13 protein-coding genes are annotated in these 12,414 nt (G+C 64.9%); 4 read left to right on the top strand and 9 right to left on the bottom strand.

Annotation, left to right across the window (positions count from 1 at the left end):
- Positions 1 to 478: 478 nt before the first annotated feature.
- From I6N91_RS15900 to I6N91_RS15880, 5 genes are all read right to left on the bottom strand, one after another.
- On the bottom strand, positions 479 to 1,120 hold the full coding sequence (locus I6N91_RS15900; RefSeq protein WP_198814169.1) for an arsenate reductase ArsC: 642 nt from the start codon (positions 1,118 to 1,120) through the stop codon (positions 479 to 481).
- A 31-nt stretch (positions 1,121 to 1,151) separates the two neighbouring features.
- Positions 1,152 to 2,528 (bottom strand): FAD-dependent oxidoreductase, encoded by a 1,377-nt coding sequence (locus I6N91_RS15895; RefSeq protein ID WP_198814167.1) that lies wholly within the window; start codon positions 2,526 to 2,528, stop codon positions 1,152 to 1,154.
- 48 nt (positions 2,529 to 2,576) lie between these two features.
- A complete protein-coding gene (gene trxB / locus I6N91_RS15890; RefSeq protein ID WP_198814214.1) occupies positions 2,577 to 3,554 on the bottom strand; it encodes a thioredoxin-disulfide reductase in 978 nt (325 codons plus the stop codon).
- A 48-nt stretch (positions 3,555 to 3,602) separates the two neighbouring features.
- Positions 3,603 to 4,025, bottom strand: a complete 423-nt coding sequence (locus tag I6N91_RS15885) for an arsenate reductase ArsC (protein ID WP_198814165.1) — start codon at positions 4,023 to 4,025, stop codon at positions 3,603 to 3,605.
- 195 nt (positions 4,026 to 4,220) lie between these two features.
- Positions 4,221 to 4,895 carry a helix-turn-helix domain-containing protein gene (locus I6N91_RS15880; protein WP_198814163.1) on the bottom strand — a complete coding sequence of 225 codons (675 nt, stop codon included), beginning with the start codon at positions 4,893 to 4,895 and terminating at the stop codon, positions 4,221 to 4,223.
- Between the two features lie 45 nt (positions 4,896 to 4,940).
- Between I6N91_RS15880 and I6N91_RS15875 the strand changes: the two genes are divergently transcribed.
- The 3 genes from I6N91_RS15875 to I6N91_RS15865 all read left to right on the top strand — a co-directional run bounded on the left by I6N91_RS15875 (position 4,941) and on the right by I6N91_RS15865 (position 7,504).
- On the top strand, positions 4,941 to 5,681 hold the full coding sequence (locus I6N91_RS15875; RefSeq protein WP_198814161.1) for an MIP/aquaporin family protein: 741 nt from the start codon (positions 4,941 to 4,943) through the stop codon (positions 5,679 to 5,681).
- Positions 5,682 to 5,745: 64 nt separating this feature from the next.
- Positions 5,746 to 6,096 (top strand): helix-turn-helix transcriptional regulator, encoded by a 351-nt coding sequence (locus tag I6N91_RS15870; protein ID WP_198814159.1) that lies wholly within the window; start codon positions 5,746 to 5,748, stop codon positions 6,094 to 6,096.
- A 652-nt stretch (positions 6,097 to 6,748) separates the two neighbouring features.
- The gene (locus tag I6N91_RS15865; RefSeq protein ID WP_233091947.1) at positions 6,749 to 7,504 is read left to right on the top strand and encodes a bifunctional 2-polyprenyl-6-hydroxyphenol methylase/3-demethylubiquinol 3-O-methyltransferase UbiG; all 756 of its coding nucleotides are present in this window, start codon (positions 6,749 to 6,751) and stop codon (positions 7,502 to 7,504) included.
- A 271-nt stretch (positions 7,505 to 7,775) separates the two neighbouring features.
- Here the strand turns inward: I6N91_RS15865 and I6N91_RS15860 are convergent, their stop codons facing one another.
- Together I6N91_RS15860 and I6N91_RS15855 are read right to left on the bottom strand one after the other, a co-directional pair.
- A complete protein-coding gene (locus I6N91_RS15860; RefSeq protein ID WP_198814157.1) occupies positions 7,776 to 7,919 on the bottom strand; it encodes a hypothetical protein in 144 nt (47 codons plus the stop codon).
- 311 nt (positions 7,920 to 8,230) lie between these two features.
- On the bottom strand, positions 8,231 to 9,181 hold the full coding sequence (locus I6N91_RS15855) for an AraC family transcriptional regulator (RefSeq protein ID WP_198814155.1): 951 nt from the start codon (positions 9,179 to 9,181) through the stop codon (positions 8,231 to 8,233).
- Positions 9,182 to 9,299: 118 nt separating this feature from the next.
- Between I6N91_RS15855 and I6N91_RS15850 the strand changes: the two genes are divergently transcribed.
- On the top strand, positions 9,300 to 10,052 hold the full coding sequence (locus I6N91_RS15850) for an SDR family NAD(P)-dependent oxidoreductase (protein WP_198814153.1): 753 nt from the start codon (positions 9,300 to 9,302) through the stop codon (positions 10,050 to 10,052).
- A 287-nt stretch (positions 10,053 to 10,339) separates the two neighbouring features.
- Here I6N91_RS15850 and I6N91_RS15845 read toward each other — a convergent pair whose 3' ends face one another.
- Positions 10,340 to 11,404: an acyl-CoA desaturase gene (locus I6N91_RS15845; protein ID WP_307843395.1), complete on the bottom strand. Its 1,065-nt coding sequence runs from the start codon at positions 11,402 to 11,404 to the stop codon at positions 10,340 to 10,342.
- A gap of 548 nt (positions 11,405 to 11,952) precedes the next feature.
- Positions 11,953 to 12,147, bottom strand: a complete 195-nt coding sequence (locus I6N91_RS15840) for a hypothetical protein (RefSeq protein WP_198814149.1) — start codon at positions 12,145 to 12,147, stop codon at positions 11,953 to 11,955.
- Positions 12,148 to 12,414 lie beyond the last annotated feature (267 nt).

Here is a 12,414-nt window from a genome sequence, read left to right as displayed (position 1 = left end):
CCATTTCACTTTCTGCATGACGGTTGGCTTTGCTGGTAGTTACTGCAGTGACAGAAGGTGCCCCGGGATGAGTGATGCACCGGCTTCATTTACACAGTACGGGTGGAGACCTCCCCGAACCTGGTGGCGACCAGGCAGTCGCTCCATCGGGTCAGGGCCGCGTTGGTTTCCGGCTGCGCGAAGCCGTGCTGCTTGCATCCGAGGTCGCCGTGCAGGATGTGTCGCCGCGGTGAAGGATTCCTGCCTGGGCACCCGCTGTGGTCGAGGACATGCCCGACGCCGATCTGATCCTGAGAACTGCCTGTTTCATCCTGCGCCCACTCACACCCGCCGACGAGGAGTCGGTGATGACCTACCGGAGGAACCCACAATTGAGCCGGTTCCTCCCACACCCACCAAATGGCTCAGGGCGAATAACTGACCACACCGCTGGGGCAGTGTCTGGCTGCCCTTTAGGAAGTCGTCCGTGCGATGCGTGCTAAGACAGTGAGTGGACCAGGGTCTTGACCCGGTCGTGGATCCGGTCGCGGATGTCCCTGACCGTCTCAAGGTTCTGTCCGGCGGGGTCGGGCAGGTCCCAGTCCTCGTAGCGTTTGCCGGGGTAGATGGGGCAGGAGTCCCCGCAGCCCATGGTGATGACCACGTCGGCGGCGCGTACGACATCGTCGGTGAGGGGCTTGGGGTAATTCCGAGACAGGTCCAGGCCCATTTCGGACATGGCGGCCACGACCGTCGAGTCGAGATCGGCCGCGGGCAGGGAGCCGGCGGAGCGAACGTGGATTCTTCCCCTAGACTCAACGGCGAGCAGGGCGGCGGCCATTTGGGAGCGTCCGGCGTTCTGCACGCAGACGAACAACACCTCGGGTACCTCGGAGGCGAGAGCTCCCTTGGAGATGGCCAAGGCGGTGAGCCGGTCGCTGGCGAAGTGCTCGGTGGTGGCGGGCAGGAAGGTGGTGATTCTCGCGGTGCGGGCCAGGGCGGTGTACGACTCGAAGACGTAGCGTTCGACGGTTTCGGCGGCGAAGATCCCGGTGTATTTGTCGGCGAGGCGGGTGCTGATCCGCTGCAGGAGCACGGTGTTGTCCTGCAGTCCCAGAAGGCTTTCGTAGTTCTCGCTCATGACGCTCCAATGCATGGGGTCGGTTCGGGGGTTAGTTACTGCCGGAGCGGCCGTGGGCCAGCCCGGTGGGGAATCCGATCAGGCCCGGTGACGGTTCGGTACAGCATCCGGCCTGCTCCGCGGCCGGCCTGGCAGCGGCGGGGATGTCGCTGCTGGTGCCGGCGTCGGTGGAGCAGACTCCCGTTTCGGGCAGTTCGAGGTGGACGGTGTCGGCGGCCTGTTGGTCTCCGGCGAGGGCGGCTGCCACGGAGCGGACCTGCTCGTACCCGGTGGCCAGCAGGAAGGTCGGGGCCCGTCCGTAGGACTTCATGCCGACGAGGTAGAAGTCCTTTTCGGGGTGGGCCAGCACCCGGGCCCCGTGCGGAGGGACGGTGCCGCAGGAGTGGAATTCGGGGTCGATCAGCGGGCCCAGCTGCACCGGGGCCTCCACGGCCGGGTCCAGGTGGAGCCGGAGCTCACGCAGCATACCCAGGTCCGGGCGGAACCCGGTGCAGGGCACCACGATGTCCGTCTCCAGGGTGCGCCCGTCGAGGGCTTTGATGCCTACCCCGGATCCGGTGGGCGTGAGGGAGTCGATGCCGAAGCCGGTGTGCAGTTCGATCCTTCCGGCCTCCACGAGGCGCCGGAGGCGGGAGCCGAGCTGGCCGCGTGCGGGCAGCCCGTCCGCATCCCCGCCGCCGTAGACCTTCTCGGCGGAGGCCCCGCGCACGGCCCACAGGATCCGGGTGGCCGGGTCCTTTTTGGACAGGTCCGTGAGGTTGATCAGGGTGTTTGCGGCGGAGTGGCCGGCTCCGACGACCAGGACCCGGCGGCCGGCGAATGAGGCGCGGTCCCGGCCGGTGACATCGGGCAGCGGCGCCGAGATCCAGTATGCCGCGGCGTCCTCTCCGGGGGCGGGCAGCCCGGAGGTGCCCAGCGGGTTGCGGGTTGACCAGGTGCCGGAAGCGTCGATGACCGCCGCGACCGTGTGGTCCCGCGTTCCCCCGTTCTGGTGTTCGACGCGGACGGTGAAGGGTGTGGTCGCCCTGTTCCGGGTAGAGGTTTTATCCATCCCGGCCCGGGTCACCGCGGTGGCCCGTGCCCGGGTGTGCAGCCGGGTCCTGATTGCAGGCAGGGCGGCCAGGGGTGTCAGGTAATCATCAATCAGTTCCCCGCCGTAGGGCACCGCCGCGGGCCGGGGTGGCTGCCAGCCGGAGGCCTCCAGCAGGCGGGAAGCGGCCGGGTCGAGGTTGTACCGCCAGGGCGAGAACAGCCGGATGTGCCTCCACTGCTCGATGGCGGCCCCGGCGGACTCCCCGGCTTCGAAGATCAGCGGCTCCAGGCCGTTCTCGAGCAGGTGGGCCGCGGCAGCCAGGCCGACCGGCCCGGCCCCGATCACCGCAACGGGAAGGTCAAGTGTTGATTCCATGGGGTCCTCGGTCTCCTCAAGCGGCGGATTTCGGCGGTCGTACAGGGTTTAGGCGTGGGTGGGTTCTTCCACTAGGGCGGTGGCGATGCTGTCCGCGTCATCGAGTGCCGCGAGGTAGCGTTCGGAGTCCAGGGCCGCGGCGCAGCCGGTCCCGGCGGCGGTGATGGCCTGGCGGTAGCGGTGATCCACCGCGTCCCCGCAGGCGAATACGCCGTTCAGATTGGTGACGGTGGTGGGGGCATCGACCCTGATGTAGCCTTCGGCGTCCAGCTCGACCTGTCCGGCGACCAGTCCGGTGCGCGGCAGGTGCCCGATGGCCACGAACAGGCCGGTGGCGGCCTGTTCCCGGGTGTCACCGGTGCGGGTGTCGGTCAGGGTCACCCCGGTGACCTTGTCCTGCCCGTGGATGGCGGTGACGGCGGAGTTCCAGGCGAAGCTGATCTTCGGATTGTCCTTGGCCCGCTGGGCCATGATGCGCGAGGCGCGCAGCTCGTCCTTGCGGACCACGACTGTCACGGAGCGGGCGAAGCGGGTCAGGAAAGTGGCTTCCTCCATGGCGGAGTCCCCGCCGCCGACCACGATGATGTCCTGGTCGCGGAAGAAGAACCCGTCGCAGGTGGCGCACCAGGAGACCCCGTGGCCGCTGAACTTTTTCTCCTCCGGCAGGCCCAGTTCCTTGTACGCCGAACCGGTGGCCAGGATGACCGCCGGGGCCTGGTAAGTCTCGCCGCCGCCGGTGACCACACGCTTGAGGTGACCGGCCAGTGCCACCTCGGTGACGTCCTCGAAGAGGACCTTCGCGCCGAACCGTTCGGCCTGCTCCTGGAGCCCGCCCATCAGCTCCGGGCCCTGAATTCCGTCGGGGAAGCCGGGGAAGTTCTCCACCTCGGTGGTGTTCATCAGGGCGCCGCCGGCGGTGACCGACCCGGCCAGAACCAGCGGTGCCAGCCCGGCCCGGGCAGCGTAGATGGCCGCGGTGTACCCGGCGGGGCCCGAGCCGATGATGATCAGCTGCTCAGTGTTCACGGTCTCACTCACGGTGGAGTCTCCTAGTGCTCGGGTCGGAATCGGGCGTTACTTCGCGGCGGGTGCCAGCGAGGCGATCAGTTCCTCGATGCGTCCCCTGATCTCGTCCCGGATCGGGCGCACGGACTCCACGCCCTTGCCGGCGGGATCCTCCAGCACCCAGTCCTCGTAGCGCTTGCCCGGGAAGAACGGGCATTCATCACCGCACCCCATGGTGATCACCACGTCCGAGTCCTTCACGGCCTCGGTGGTCAGGACCTTGGGGACCTCCGCGGACATATCGATGCCCACCTCGGCCATCGCCTCCACCGCCGCGGGGTTGATCTTCTCGGCCGGCTGGGAGCCGGCGGAGCGGACCTCGATGGCGCCCTGGGACAGGCTGCTGAGGAAGGCCGCAGCCATCTGGGATCGCCCGGCGTTATGGACGCAGACGAAGAGGACGGAGGGCTTCTGGATGGTATCGGTACTCACTGGGTCTCCTGAGGGTGGTGTGGGATTGGAGTGGATCGGTGGTGCTGGTACATCCGCTCTCCGCACGAACCGGCACGCATTGATGGATGTCGATATACGGAGTATCGGACGCTAAATCGATGATTGTCAATATCTGCACTTGGCCGATTCTGCGCCGACCCGGGTCGCCCGTGGTGCGTGGTGACCCGGTGACGATCAGGCGGCGTGCAGGCGGGGGGCGAGGTCACGGACCCGGCGGGAGATGTCGGCGAAGGCGTCTTCGAAGGCCTCCTCGGTATTGGCCCGCAGCGGATCGGGCACGGACCAATGGATCCCCCGCAGGGCGGGAAGCTCCTCGTGGGCGTTGTCGCACACGGTCACGATGAAATCTTTATCTCCGACCACCTGGTCCAGGCCCTGCGGGGACCGCTCCGCAAGGTCGAGCCCGTGCCGGCGGGCGGCCTCGAGGGCCCCCTCGGCGATGCGCTCTGCCGGGTGAGTTCCGGCCGAGGCCGACGGAATGTCGCTCACCTGCTGCCAGAGGGCGGCCGCCAGCTGGGACCGGGCGCTGTTGCGGGTGCAGACAAACAACACCCGCCGCGCTGCGTGCCCGGCTCCGGGAACCAGGCCCTCCAGGGCACCGGACGCAAGCCGGATATAGCTGCGGCGCCGGTCGGCCTCTGAACGGCGCCTCGTCACCAGGCCCGCCTCCTCCAAGGTCCGCAGGTGATGAGCCAGCAGGTTCGAGGGCATCACCAACTCGGCCTGCAGCTCCGTCGGGGACAAGTCCCCCAGGGTGAGCAGGTCGACGATGCGCAGGCGTGCCGGATCGGCCAGCGCGGCGTGCCTGGCCGCCCTCCGGCGGAGTTCCCCTGCTGGTTCAGTGTTCATTGACTCAACTTTGACTGAGTGACTCGGATCCGTCAAGCTGGTGCCATGACCTCACCTTTGCCTCCGTTGCGGCGCCGCGCCCTGGCCGAATTCCTCGGCACCAGCCTTCTCGTGATGACCGTGGTCGGATCCGGGATTGCCGCCCGGCAGCTCTCCCCCAACGACGTCGGGCTGCAGCTGCTCCAGAACAGCACCGCCACCGTGCTGGGCCTTACCGTGCTGATCCTGATCTTTGGCCCGGTCAGCGGTGCGCACTTCAACCCGGTGGTGTCCCTGGTCGATTGGATTCTCAAGCGGCGCAGTGGTGCCGGACTGTCCCTCACCGAGCTGGGCATCTACGTCCTCGTCCAGACGCTGGGCGCCATCGGCGGCAGCATCACCGCGAACGCCATGTTCGACGTGGGAACCTCCCTATCGACCACCCACCGGGCCACCGGCGGGCACCTGCTGGGTGAGGTCGTTGCCACCGCCGGGCTAATTCTGCTGATCCTTTCTCTGACCGCCACCAAGCGCGGAGTCCTGGCCGCCCCGGCGGTCGGAGCCTACATCGGGGCCGCCTACTGGTTCACCTCCTCGACGTCCTTCGCTAACCCCGCCGTGACAATTGGACGGATCTTCACCGACACCTTCGCCGGCATCGCCCCGGGCTCGGTCCCGGGTTTTATCGCCGCGCAGCTGATCGGTGCCGCGGCAGGCCTGGTCCTGGTCCTGGCCCTTTTTCCTTCCGCCTCCGACAAAGCGGACGACGCCGTACTTCCCCAGGAGGGGCAACTGGCCAGAAACTGACCCCTACCGCAGGGCCGCAGCCAGCGACCGACATTGATGTGCGTCGATACGCCATAATGGGTGCATGAACCCTCAGCCCGCCCTCGCTCCGGCCCCCGGCGACGCAGCGTGCAACCCGGCGGGGCCCCCTGCCCTGGATGCCGCCCAGGCGAAGGAGCAGGCAGTGGTCTTCAAGGCACTGGCCGACCCGAACCGGCTCCGCCTGCTCTCTATCATCAAGACAGCACCGACCGGGACGGTCTGCGTCTGCGACCTGACCGACCCGCTGAACCTGACCCAGCCCACCGTTTCCCACCACCTGAAGGTCCTTCTCGACGCGGGCCTGCTCCAACGCGAAAAGCGCGGCATCTGGGCCTACTTCTCCCTCACCCCCGGCGCCCTGGACCACATCGCCGGCAGCCTCGCACGGCTATGACCGCGGCGGCAGTCCACCCAATGCGGGGTTGATGCTTCGGCAGAGCTGCCCGGCTAGGAGGATAACCAGGTCAAAGAATCCTCACCCAAGTCATGCAGCTACCCCGCCGCTCCCCCTGAAGTAGTAAGAACGCCCAAACCGGGCTTCGAGACAGAAAGGCGGCACCCAGCCCCTCAGCAAGACTCCAAAACAGCCACCAAAACAGGCACCCGGACCGCAGAATCCAGCGCTACTTCGGCCAACAGAATCCGGAGAGTTCTCAGCGGGGACCGCCATCGCAGCCACCATGGGCCCGCTGCCTCCCCAAAACAAACGCTTCTCAAGACAGGAACCAACGTCCGGACCAGGATGCCCGCTCCCCGGAACCGCGGGACCTGTCCCGCCTCGGAAACTTGTCTCGACCTGCTTTCAGATCATCTACAGTGCCGGTCTCTTCGCGGGCGTTTAGCAACGACCTGCGGACCCTATGCAGCGCTACGGCGAAGAGCACACGGCCTCGCGCAAGGTCGGGATCATCTGCCCAACTAATCCGTCCACCACATCCTCTGCCGCAGGCGTGAAAACCCGTTGTCCCTCTACGGAGGGCTCGGCGTCCTGGCGAGAGGCTGGGTGACGTGCTGGGGTCAATGACGCAGCGGCCTGGCTTCACCTGATGAAGTACGTTGGGGTGATGCCTGACGCTGTTTTCGATCATCCCCGTGTCGCCCGCGTTTATGACCCTCTTGATCCTGACCGCAGGGATCTGGAGACCTATGTGAACCTCGCCGATGAATTCGGCGCCGCTACGGTCCTGGACGTTGGTTGCGGAACGGGGACCTTCTGCTCTCTTTTGGCAGAGCGTGGCATACGAGTGGTCGGTGCTGACCCTGCTGGAGCATCCGTCGCAGTGGCCCAGACAAAGCCCGGAGCAGACCGAGTAACGTGGGTGGTCGGAACCGCGGTCGACGTGGCCGCTGAACCCGCCCACCAGCATCAATACGACCTCGCCACGATGACCGCCAATGTCGCTCAAGTCTTCCTAGAAGACGAGGAATGGCTCGCCAACCTGCGGGCAATCCACATGTGTCTGCGGCCTGATGGACACCTGGCGTTCGAGACCCGCGTGCCCTCGGATCGAGGCTGGGAGCAGTGGACCAAGGAACTCACCCAGCGGGTGGTCGAGGTGGAGGGCGAAGGGCCTGTGGAGGACTGGGTACAGGTGACCAAGGTCGACGGGGAGTTCGTGACCTTCGATTCCCCGACTATCTTTCTGGCCGATGGTGAGCGCATCGATTCCACGTCCACCTTGCGCTTCCGCACACAGGAGGCGCTTCGCCAGTCACTGTCAAAAGCAGGATTCTCCCGGATTGAGATCCGCGATCTTCCCTACGCACCCGGTCGCGGTTGGCTCATCGTCGCTCACGCCTGATCACCTCGCATTGTCCGGCCCAGAAGGGTTATGCCTCTTCAGCGGATTCCAACAACGGGCCCGCATGGCCGGCCAGCAGCAGCCATGCCCCACCCCGGTCCACCCACACCTGGGTCATGGGCGTGCGGTACTGCCTGCGACCCTGGCCTGTCGAGACGTCGTCAACCACAAGGCATCGAAGAATTGCGGTTTCGGCTAGGACAATGATTTCCGGGTCGCGCAGCTCCTACCCGTGCCAATCCGGGTAGCCTCCGGTAATCGAGCGGACGTACTAGTCCCGGTCGAAATGTTCCCCCGTATAGGAAATCCACCCAAACGCAGGGTGGAGGAGCTCGGTGAGCGACCGAGGGTCGCGTCCGCGCAGGAACTGAACCCGCTTCAGTGCTGCATCCAACACGTCCTGTTCAGCCGTCACTGGTCGAGCCTGTCATCACGACGGACCGAACTCAAAAAAAGCCCGCGTGCAAGTGGGCGAGGAAACCGCGGATCAGTCAACCCGGAGGACTGAATACCCTGACGCCTTCAGTTCCCCACAGCCAGAACCACACCGAATCCGCTGCCGCTTGATTCGCAGCAGGAGTGGAGGAAACGTGATCACTCCGGTTCGAACAAAAATCCTGAATACCGCTAGTGGTGCTTCGGCGAAGTTCACAGCGAATGGTTGGATCCTGATCCAACCGGTTGAGACCGCCTTGGTCTTGGGATAGCTCCTCGTGGATACCCTCCTTAGCCTCCGCTCGCTGTCGAGCGCAGCGTCTGCCGTGCCTGGTGCCGAAATTGGGCGGGTGATGATCCAACCACGCGGCGGAAGGCGGTGCTGAACGCGCTTTCCGACAAGTACCCGGTGGCTTGAGCGAGTTCTGAGATGGACGAGCTGTCATGGGCGAGGGCGTCACGCGCTAGACTTATGCGCCATTTGATCAAGTACTCCAACGGCGGAACCCCGACCTGGTTCTTGAAGGCCTGAGCGAATACGGATCGTGACATATGGCTGATCTGAGCCAGCTCGGTGAGCGTCCAGGGATGTGCCACGTCTGCATGCATGGCGCGAAGGGCTGCACCGACACCGTCCTCGTCCAAGGCGCGCAGCCAGCCTGTGGGCCGGTCCGACTGACTGGCATGAGCGCGCAACATGTGCACGAGCAGGATCTGGGCCAGGTGATTCATCGCCAGCGATCCACCGGGGGCCGAGGCCTCGACCTCGCTGGCCAACATTTCGATCAGATACGCCAGGTGCCTTCCGCGAGGATCGGCCGCGCGGACGATCACAAGCGGCGGCAGGAAATCCGTCAGGACGGATACATTCCTGTCATCGAACGCGAGATGACCGCCGCAAAGGTATGTATGTTGTTCGATGTCAGGGCCGATGCTAACGATGCCGGCAGTGGGGCCCTCCCATAGCGGCTTCGCAGGGCGCGGACGTGCCTCCGGCGAGCTCGCCATGACGTAGGGTGGCGGGTTGCCTAGAAGGTAGGTGTCGCCTTCCTCGAGGAGCACCGGTTCGTGTCCGTCGAGGGTCAACCAGCACCTGCCACGTACGACGCCACCCACCTTCACATGGGGAAAAGTGTCAAAGCGCAGGGCCCAGTCTCCCGCGGCCCGCAGGCTGGGCTCGAGGACTGTACGGGGCCGCAAGAGACCGATCGCATCGGCTACTGGATCTCCAAACCCAAGCATGACGCCCCCTTCGGACGACGTGTAAACAAATGCGGACGATTTATGTTGAATCGTACCCTACGCTCCTGAAGTATTGATCATGTTCAATCCGACACGAGCCTCAATAAAGGACACATACATGGAACAGCTTGACGGCAAGACAGCGGTGATCACCGGAGGAAGCAGCGGCATTGGTCTGGCTACCGCCGTGAGACTGGCAGACGAGGGTTCGTTCGTTTTCATAACCGGCCGCCGCGAGGCCGAACTGGAAGCCGCCGTAAAGGCCATTGGGTCGGACCGGGCCAGCGCGGTTGTCGGCGACGTCGCGAATCCTGAGGATTTGGACCGGCTCTACGAAGCGGTCCGGGCGCGCGGAAAGGGCCTGGACGTGCTGGTGGCGAACGCGGCGATCGGTTCGTTCATGTCACTGGAGCAGACCACCGAGGAACACTTCGATTCGACCTTCGCGGTCAATGTTCGAGGCATGCTTTTCACCGTCCAGAAGGCGTTGCCGCTCCTGAACGACCATGCCTCGATCATTCTGGTCGGATCGACCGCCGCCGACCGCGGCATGGAAGCGTTCGGTGCGTACTCGGCGTCGAAGGCTGCCGTCCGGTCCTTCGCACGGACGTGGTCCACCGAACTCAAGGACCGCGGCATCCGGGTCAACGTGGTGTCGCCGGCGTGGATCGAGACTCCGGGGGGTACCGCAGCTTTCGGCGATGAAGAAACCGCCCGGGCCATGAAGGAGCACGTCGCCGCAACGGTCCCGAAGGGCCGCATGGGTCAGCCGGAGGAGGCCGCCGCCGTCGTGTCATTCCTGGCCTCGGAACAGAGCAGCTACGTCGTCGGCTCGAACATCTACGTCGACGGAGGCACCAACCAGATCTGAGAAAGCACCGCACGGAGAGCGGTGAATGACCTGAGCCTGCTCTTCATCCCACGGGTCCCCTCTCTCAGCTTCGAGTCCGTATGGCTGCGCTCGGCACGCGGGATGACTCTTTTGAAGTCATCCCGCGTTCAGGCGTGGGCCCTACGTTCCGGAGGCGCCGCGACCGTAACGCTCCAACGCCGCGGCGCCTCACGGGCGCGGTCAGATCCGTTGATGCGGTGCCTGCGTGTGGCACAGGCGGCGCGTTCTGGACCCCCTTTCCGCTTCCAGGTAGCATGGCGCCCCGGTCAGCGGCGGCGGTAGAGGTGCGCAAGGGGGCAGTCGAAAGGATCCCGGGCGGCGAGGCCGACCCGGTTGAGATGGGTGATCACCGCGGCATAGGAACGCAGAACGCCGACCTCGGTGTAGGTGATGCCGAGGCGTTGGCAGTGTTCGCGGACGATCACCGCGGCCCTGCGCAGGTGGGGGCGGGGCATGTCGGGGAACAGGTGATGCTCGATCTGGAAGTTCAGGCCACCGAACGCGGTGTTGACGAAGGAACCTCCATGCACATTGCGTGAAGTCAGCACCTGGCGCTCGAAGAAATCGGCGGTGCTGCCGTCGGGAAGCATCGGCATTCCCTTGTGGTTCGGGGCGAATGAAGCCCCCATGTAGATCCCGAAGACGGCGAGCTGAACACCCAGGAACGCTAGAGCCATTCCGGCCGGCAGGAACCAGAACAATATGCCGAGGTAGGCTCCGAACCGTGAACCAATGAGCGCCAGTTCCAGCCACCGGCCCTCGACCTTTGCACGCCGGGTGAGGGTCCGGATGGACTGCACGTGGAGGTTGAGGCCTTCAAGGATCAGCAGGGGGAAGAACAGGTATCCCTGACGCCGGGTGAACCAGGCCTGAAAGCCTGTTCGCGGGGCTGCGTCTTCCTCCCTGAACGCCAAGGTGCCCATGGCGATGTCCGGGTCCTTCCCCACAGTGTTCGGATCATTGTGGTGGCGCGTGTGCTTGTCGATCCACCACGCGTAGCTGATCCCCACCACCCCGGCGGCAAGGAAGCGGCCCACCCTCTCGTTGACCGCCCGTGACTCGAAGATCTGCCGATGGGAGGCCTCGTGTCCCAAAAACGCGAATTGGGTGAGGATGATACCCAGGACGCCGGCGACGATCAGTTGGAACCAGGTATCGCCGAGCAGCAGAAATCCCGCCGCCGCGGCGCCTGCAGCCAGCATCAGGATCAGGATTACGGTGAGGTAGAAACGCCTGCATCTCACCAGGAGACCGTCCCGCCGCACCTCCTTCAAGAGCGCGGCATAGGATGCGACCACACTGTTCTGAGGCAGCAGTTGAACCCTGCGCACGGCTTTGTCCTTATCCCTAAGGGTGATGGCCGGTTGCCGTGGTGGCATACCGTGGGAAGGGACTGCTGGAACATCGGATCGGACTGCACCGGATGCTTCGCTGCCAGGTTGCATGTGCTGACCCCTTGCCTGGAATCCGGCCGGAGTTTCCGGTCGTAAGCACTGTCGGGGTCTGGGGCAGCAATACCAGCGTAGATCAATTCGTGCACCACCGCCGGAACTTATTTGTCCATGCGCCACGGGCAGGTTTGCGGGTATAAATAGTTGGCTGATTCCTTCGTTGATATCAGGCGCGGCAGTGCCCATCTTCAGTGCCACTGCCGCCGAAACGCTGCTCTCCTCCACCGACCCTGTCGCCCGGGCTTTGGAGGTGAAAGAGCCCCATCGGCGTCGATGCCGGTATGGGTCCTCATTCAGAAGTTCGATAGCGTAAAACGATACGACCAGAGACCGGAGCCGCTCACAGCCAGAACATCCCGACGAGCACCTGCTCACCTCCTCTTGCAGACCTAGCCTCCCCAACCGTGCTGCCAAGATAACCCTAGGGCTCAGCTGTTTTCCGGTTTCACCAGGCTGTCTTCGTCCACTTCAAGGGCGGGAGCTTCGGAGAGTTTCTCAAGAAAGTTTTCTGCCTGCCCGGAATCCCCTTCGGAAGGTTCATCAAAAATGTCCTGGTCAGCTGGATCCTGTCCGGCGCGGGGTGTGGAGCTGTCGTGTGCATCTGTGGGGACCTCGTTTGGCATGGTGCCTTGCCTCAACAATCTGGTGGGGTGATGGAAGACGGCCTGACCAGGCGCGCGATGCTGAACTGCGCGCCTGGCCAGGCCTGGTGTTTCGGGTTAGGAGGTCAGCCCGGCCTGGTGGTCGATGCCGGCCTGGTCAACTTTGCGGTGGAAATGCATGCCGGCTTTGCCGCCAAGGATCGCCCCAATGAGGGGAACCAGGACGGCGATGGCCAGGGCGATGAGACCACTGGCGCTCAGGAGACTACCGTCGACGGGGATGCTGGG

Source organism: Arthrobacter sp. MSA 4-2 (genome assembly GCF_016405885.1).
Classification (GTDB): Bacteria; Actinomycetota; Actinomycetes; order Actinomycetales; family Micrococcaceae; genus Arthrobacter_D.
The sequence above is the reverse complement of the archived record's forward strand: the minus strand, read 5'-3'. Positions and strand labels throughout refer to the sequence as shown.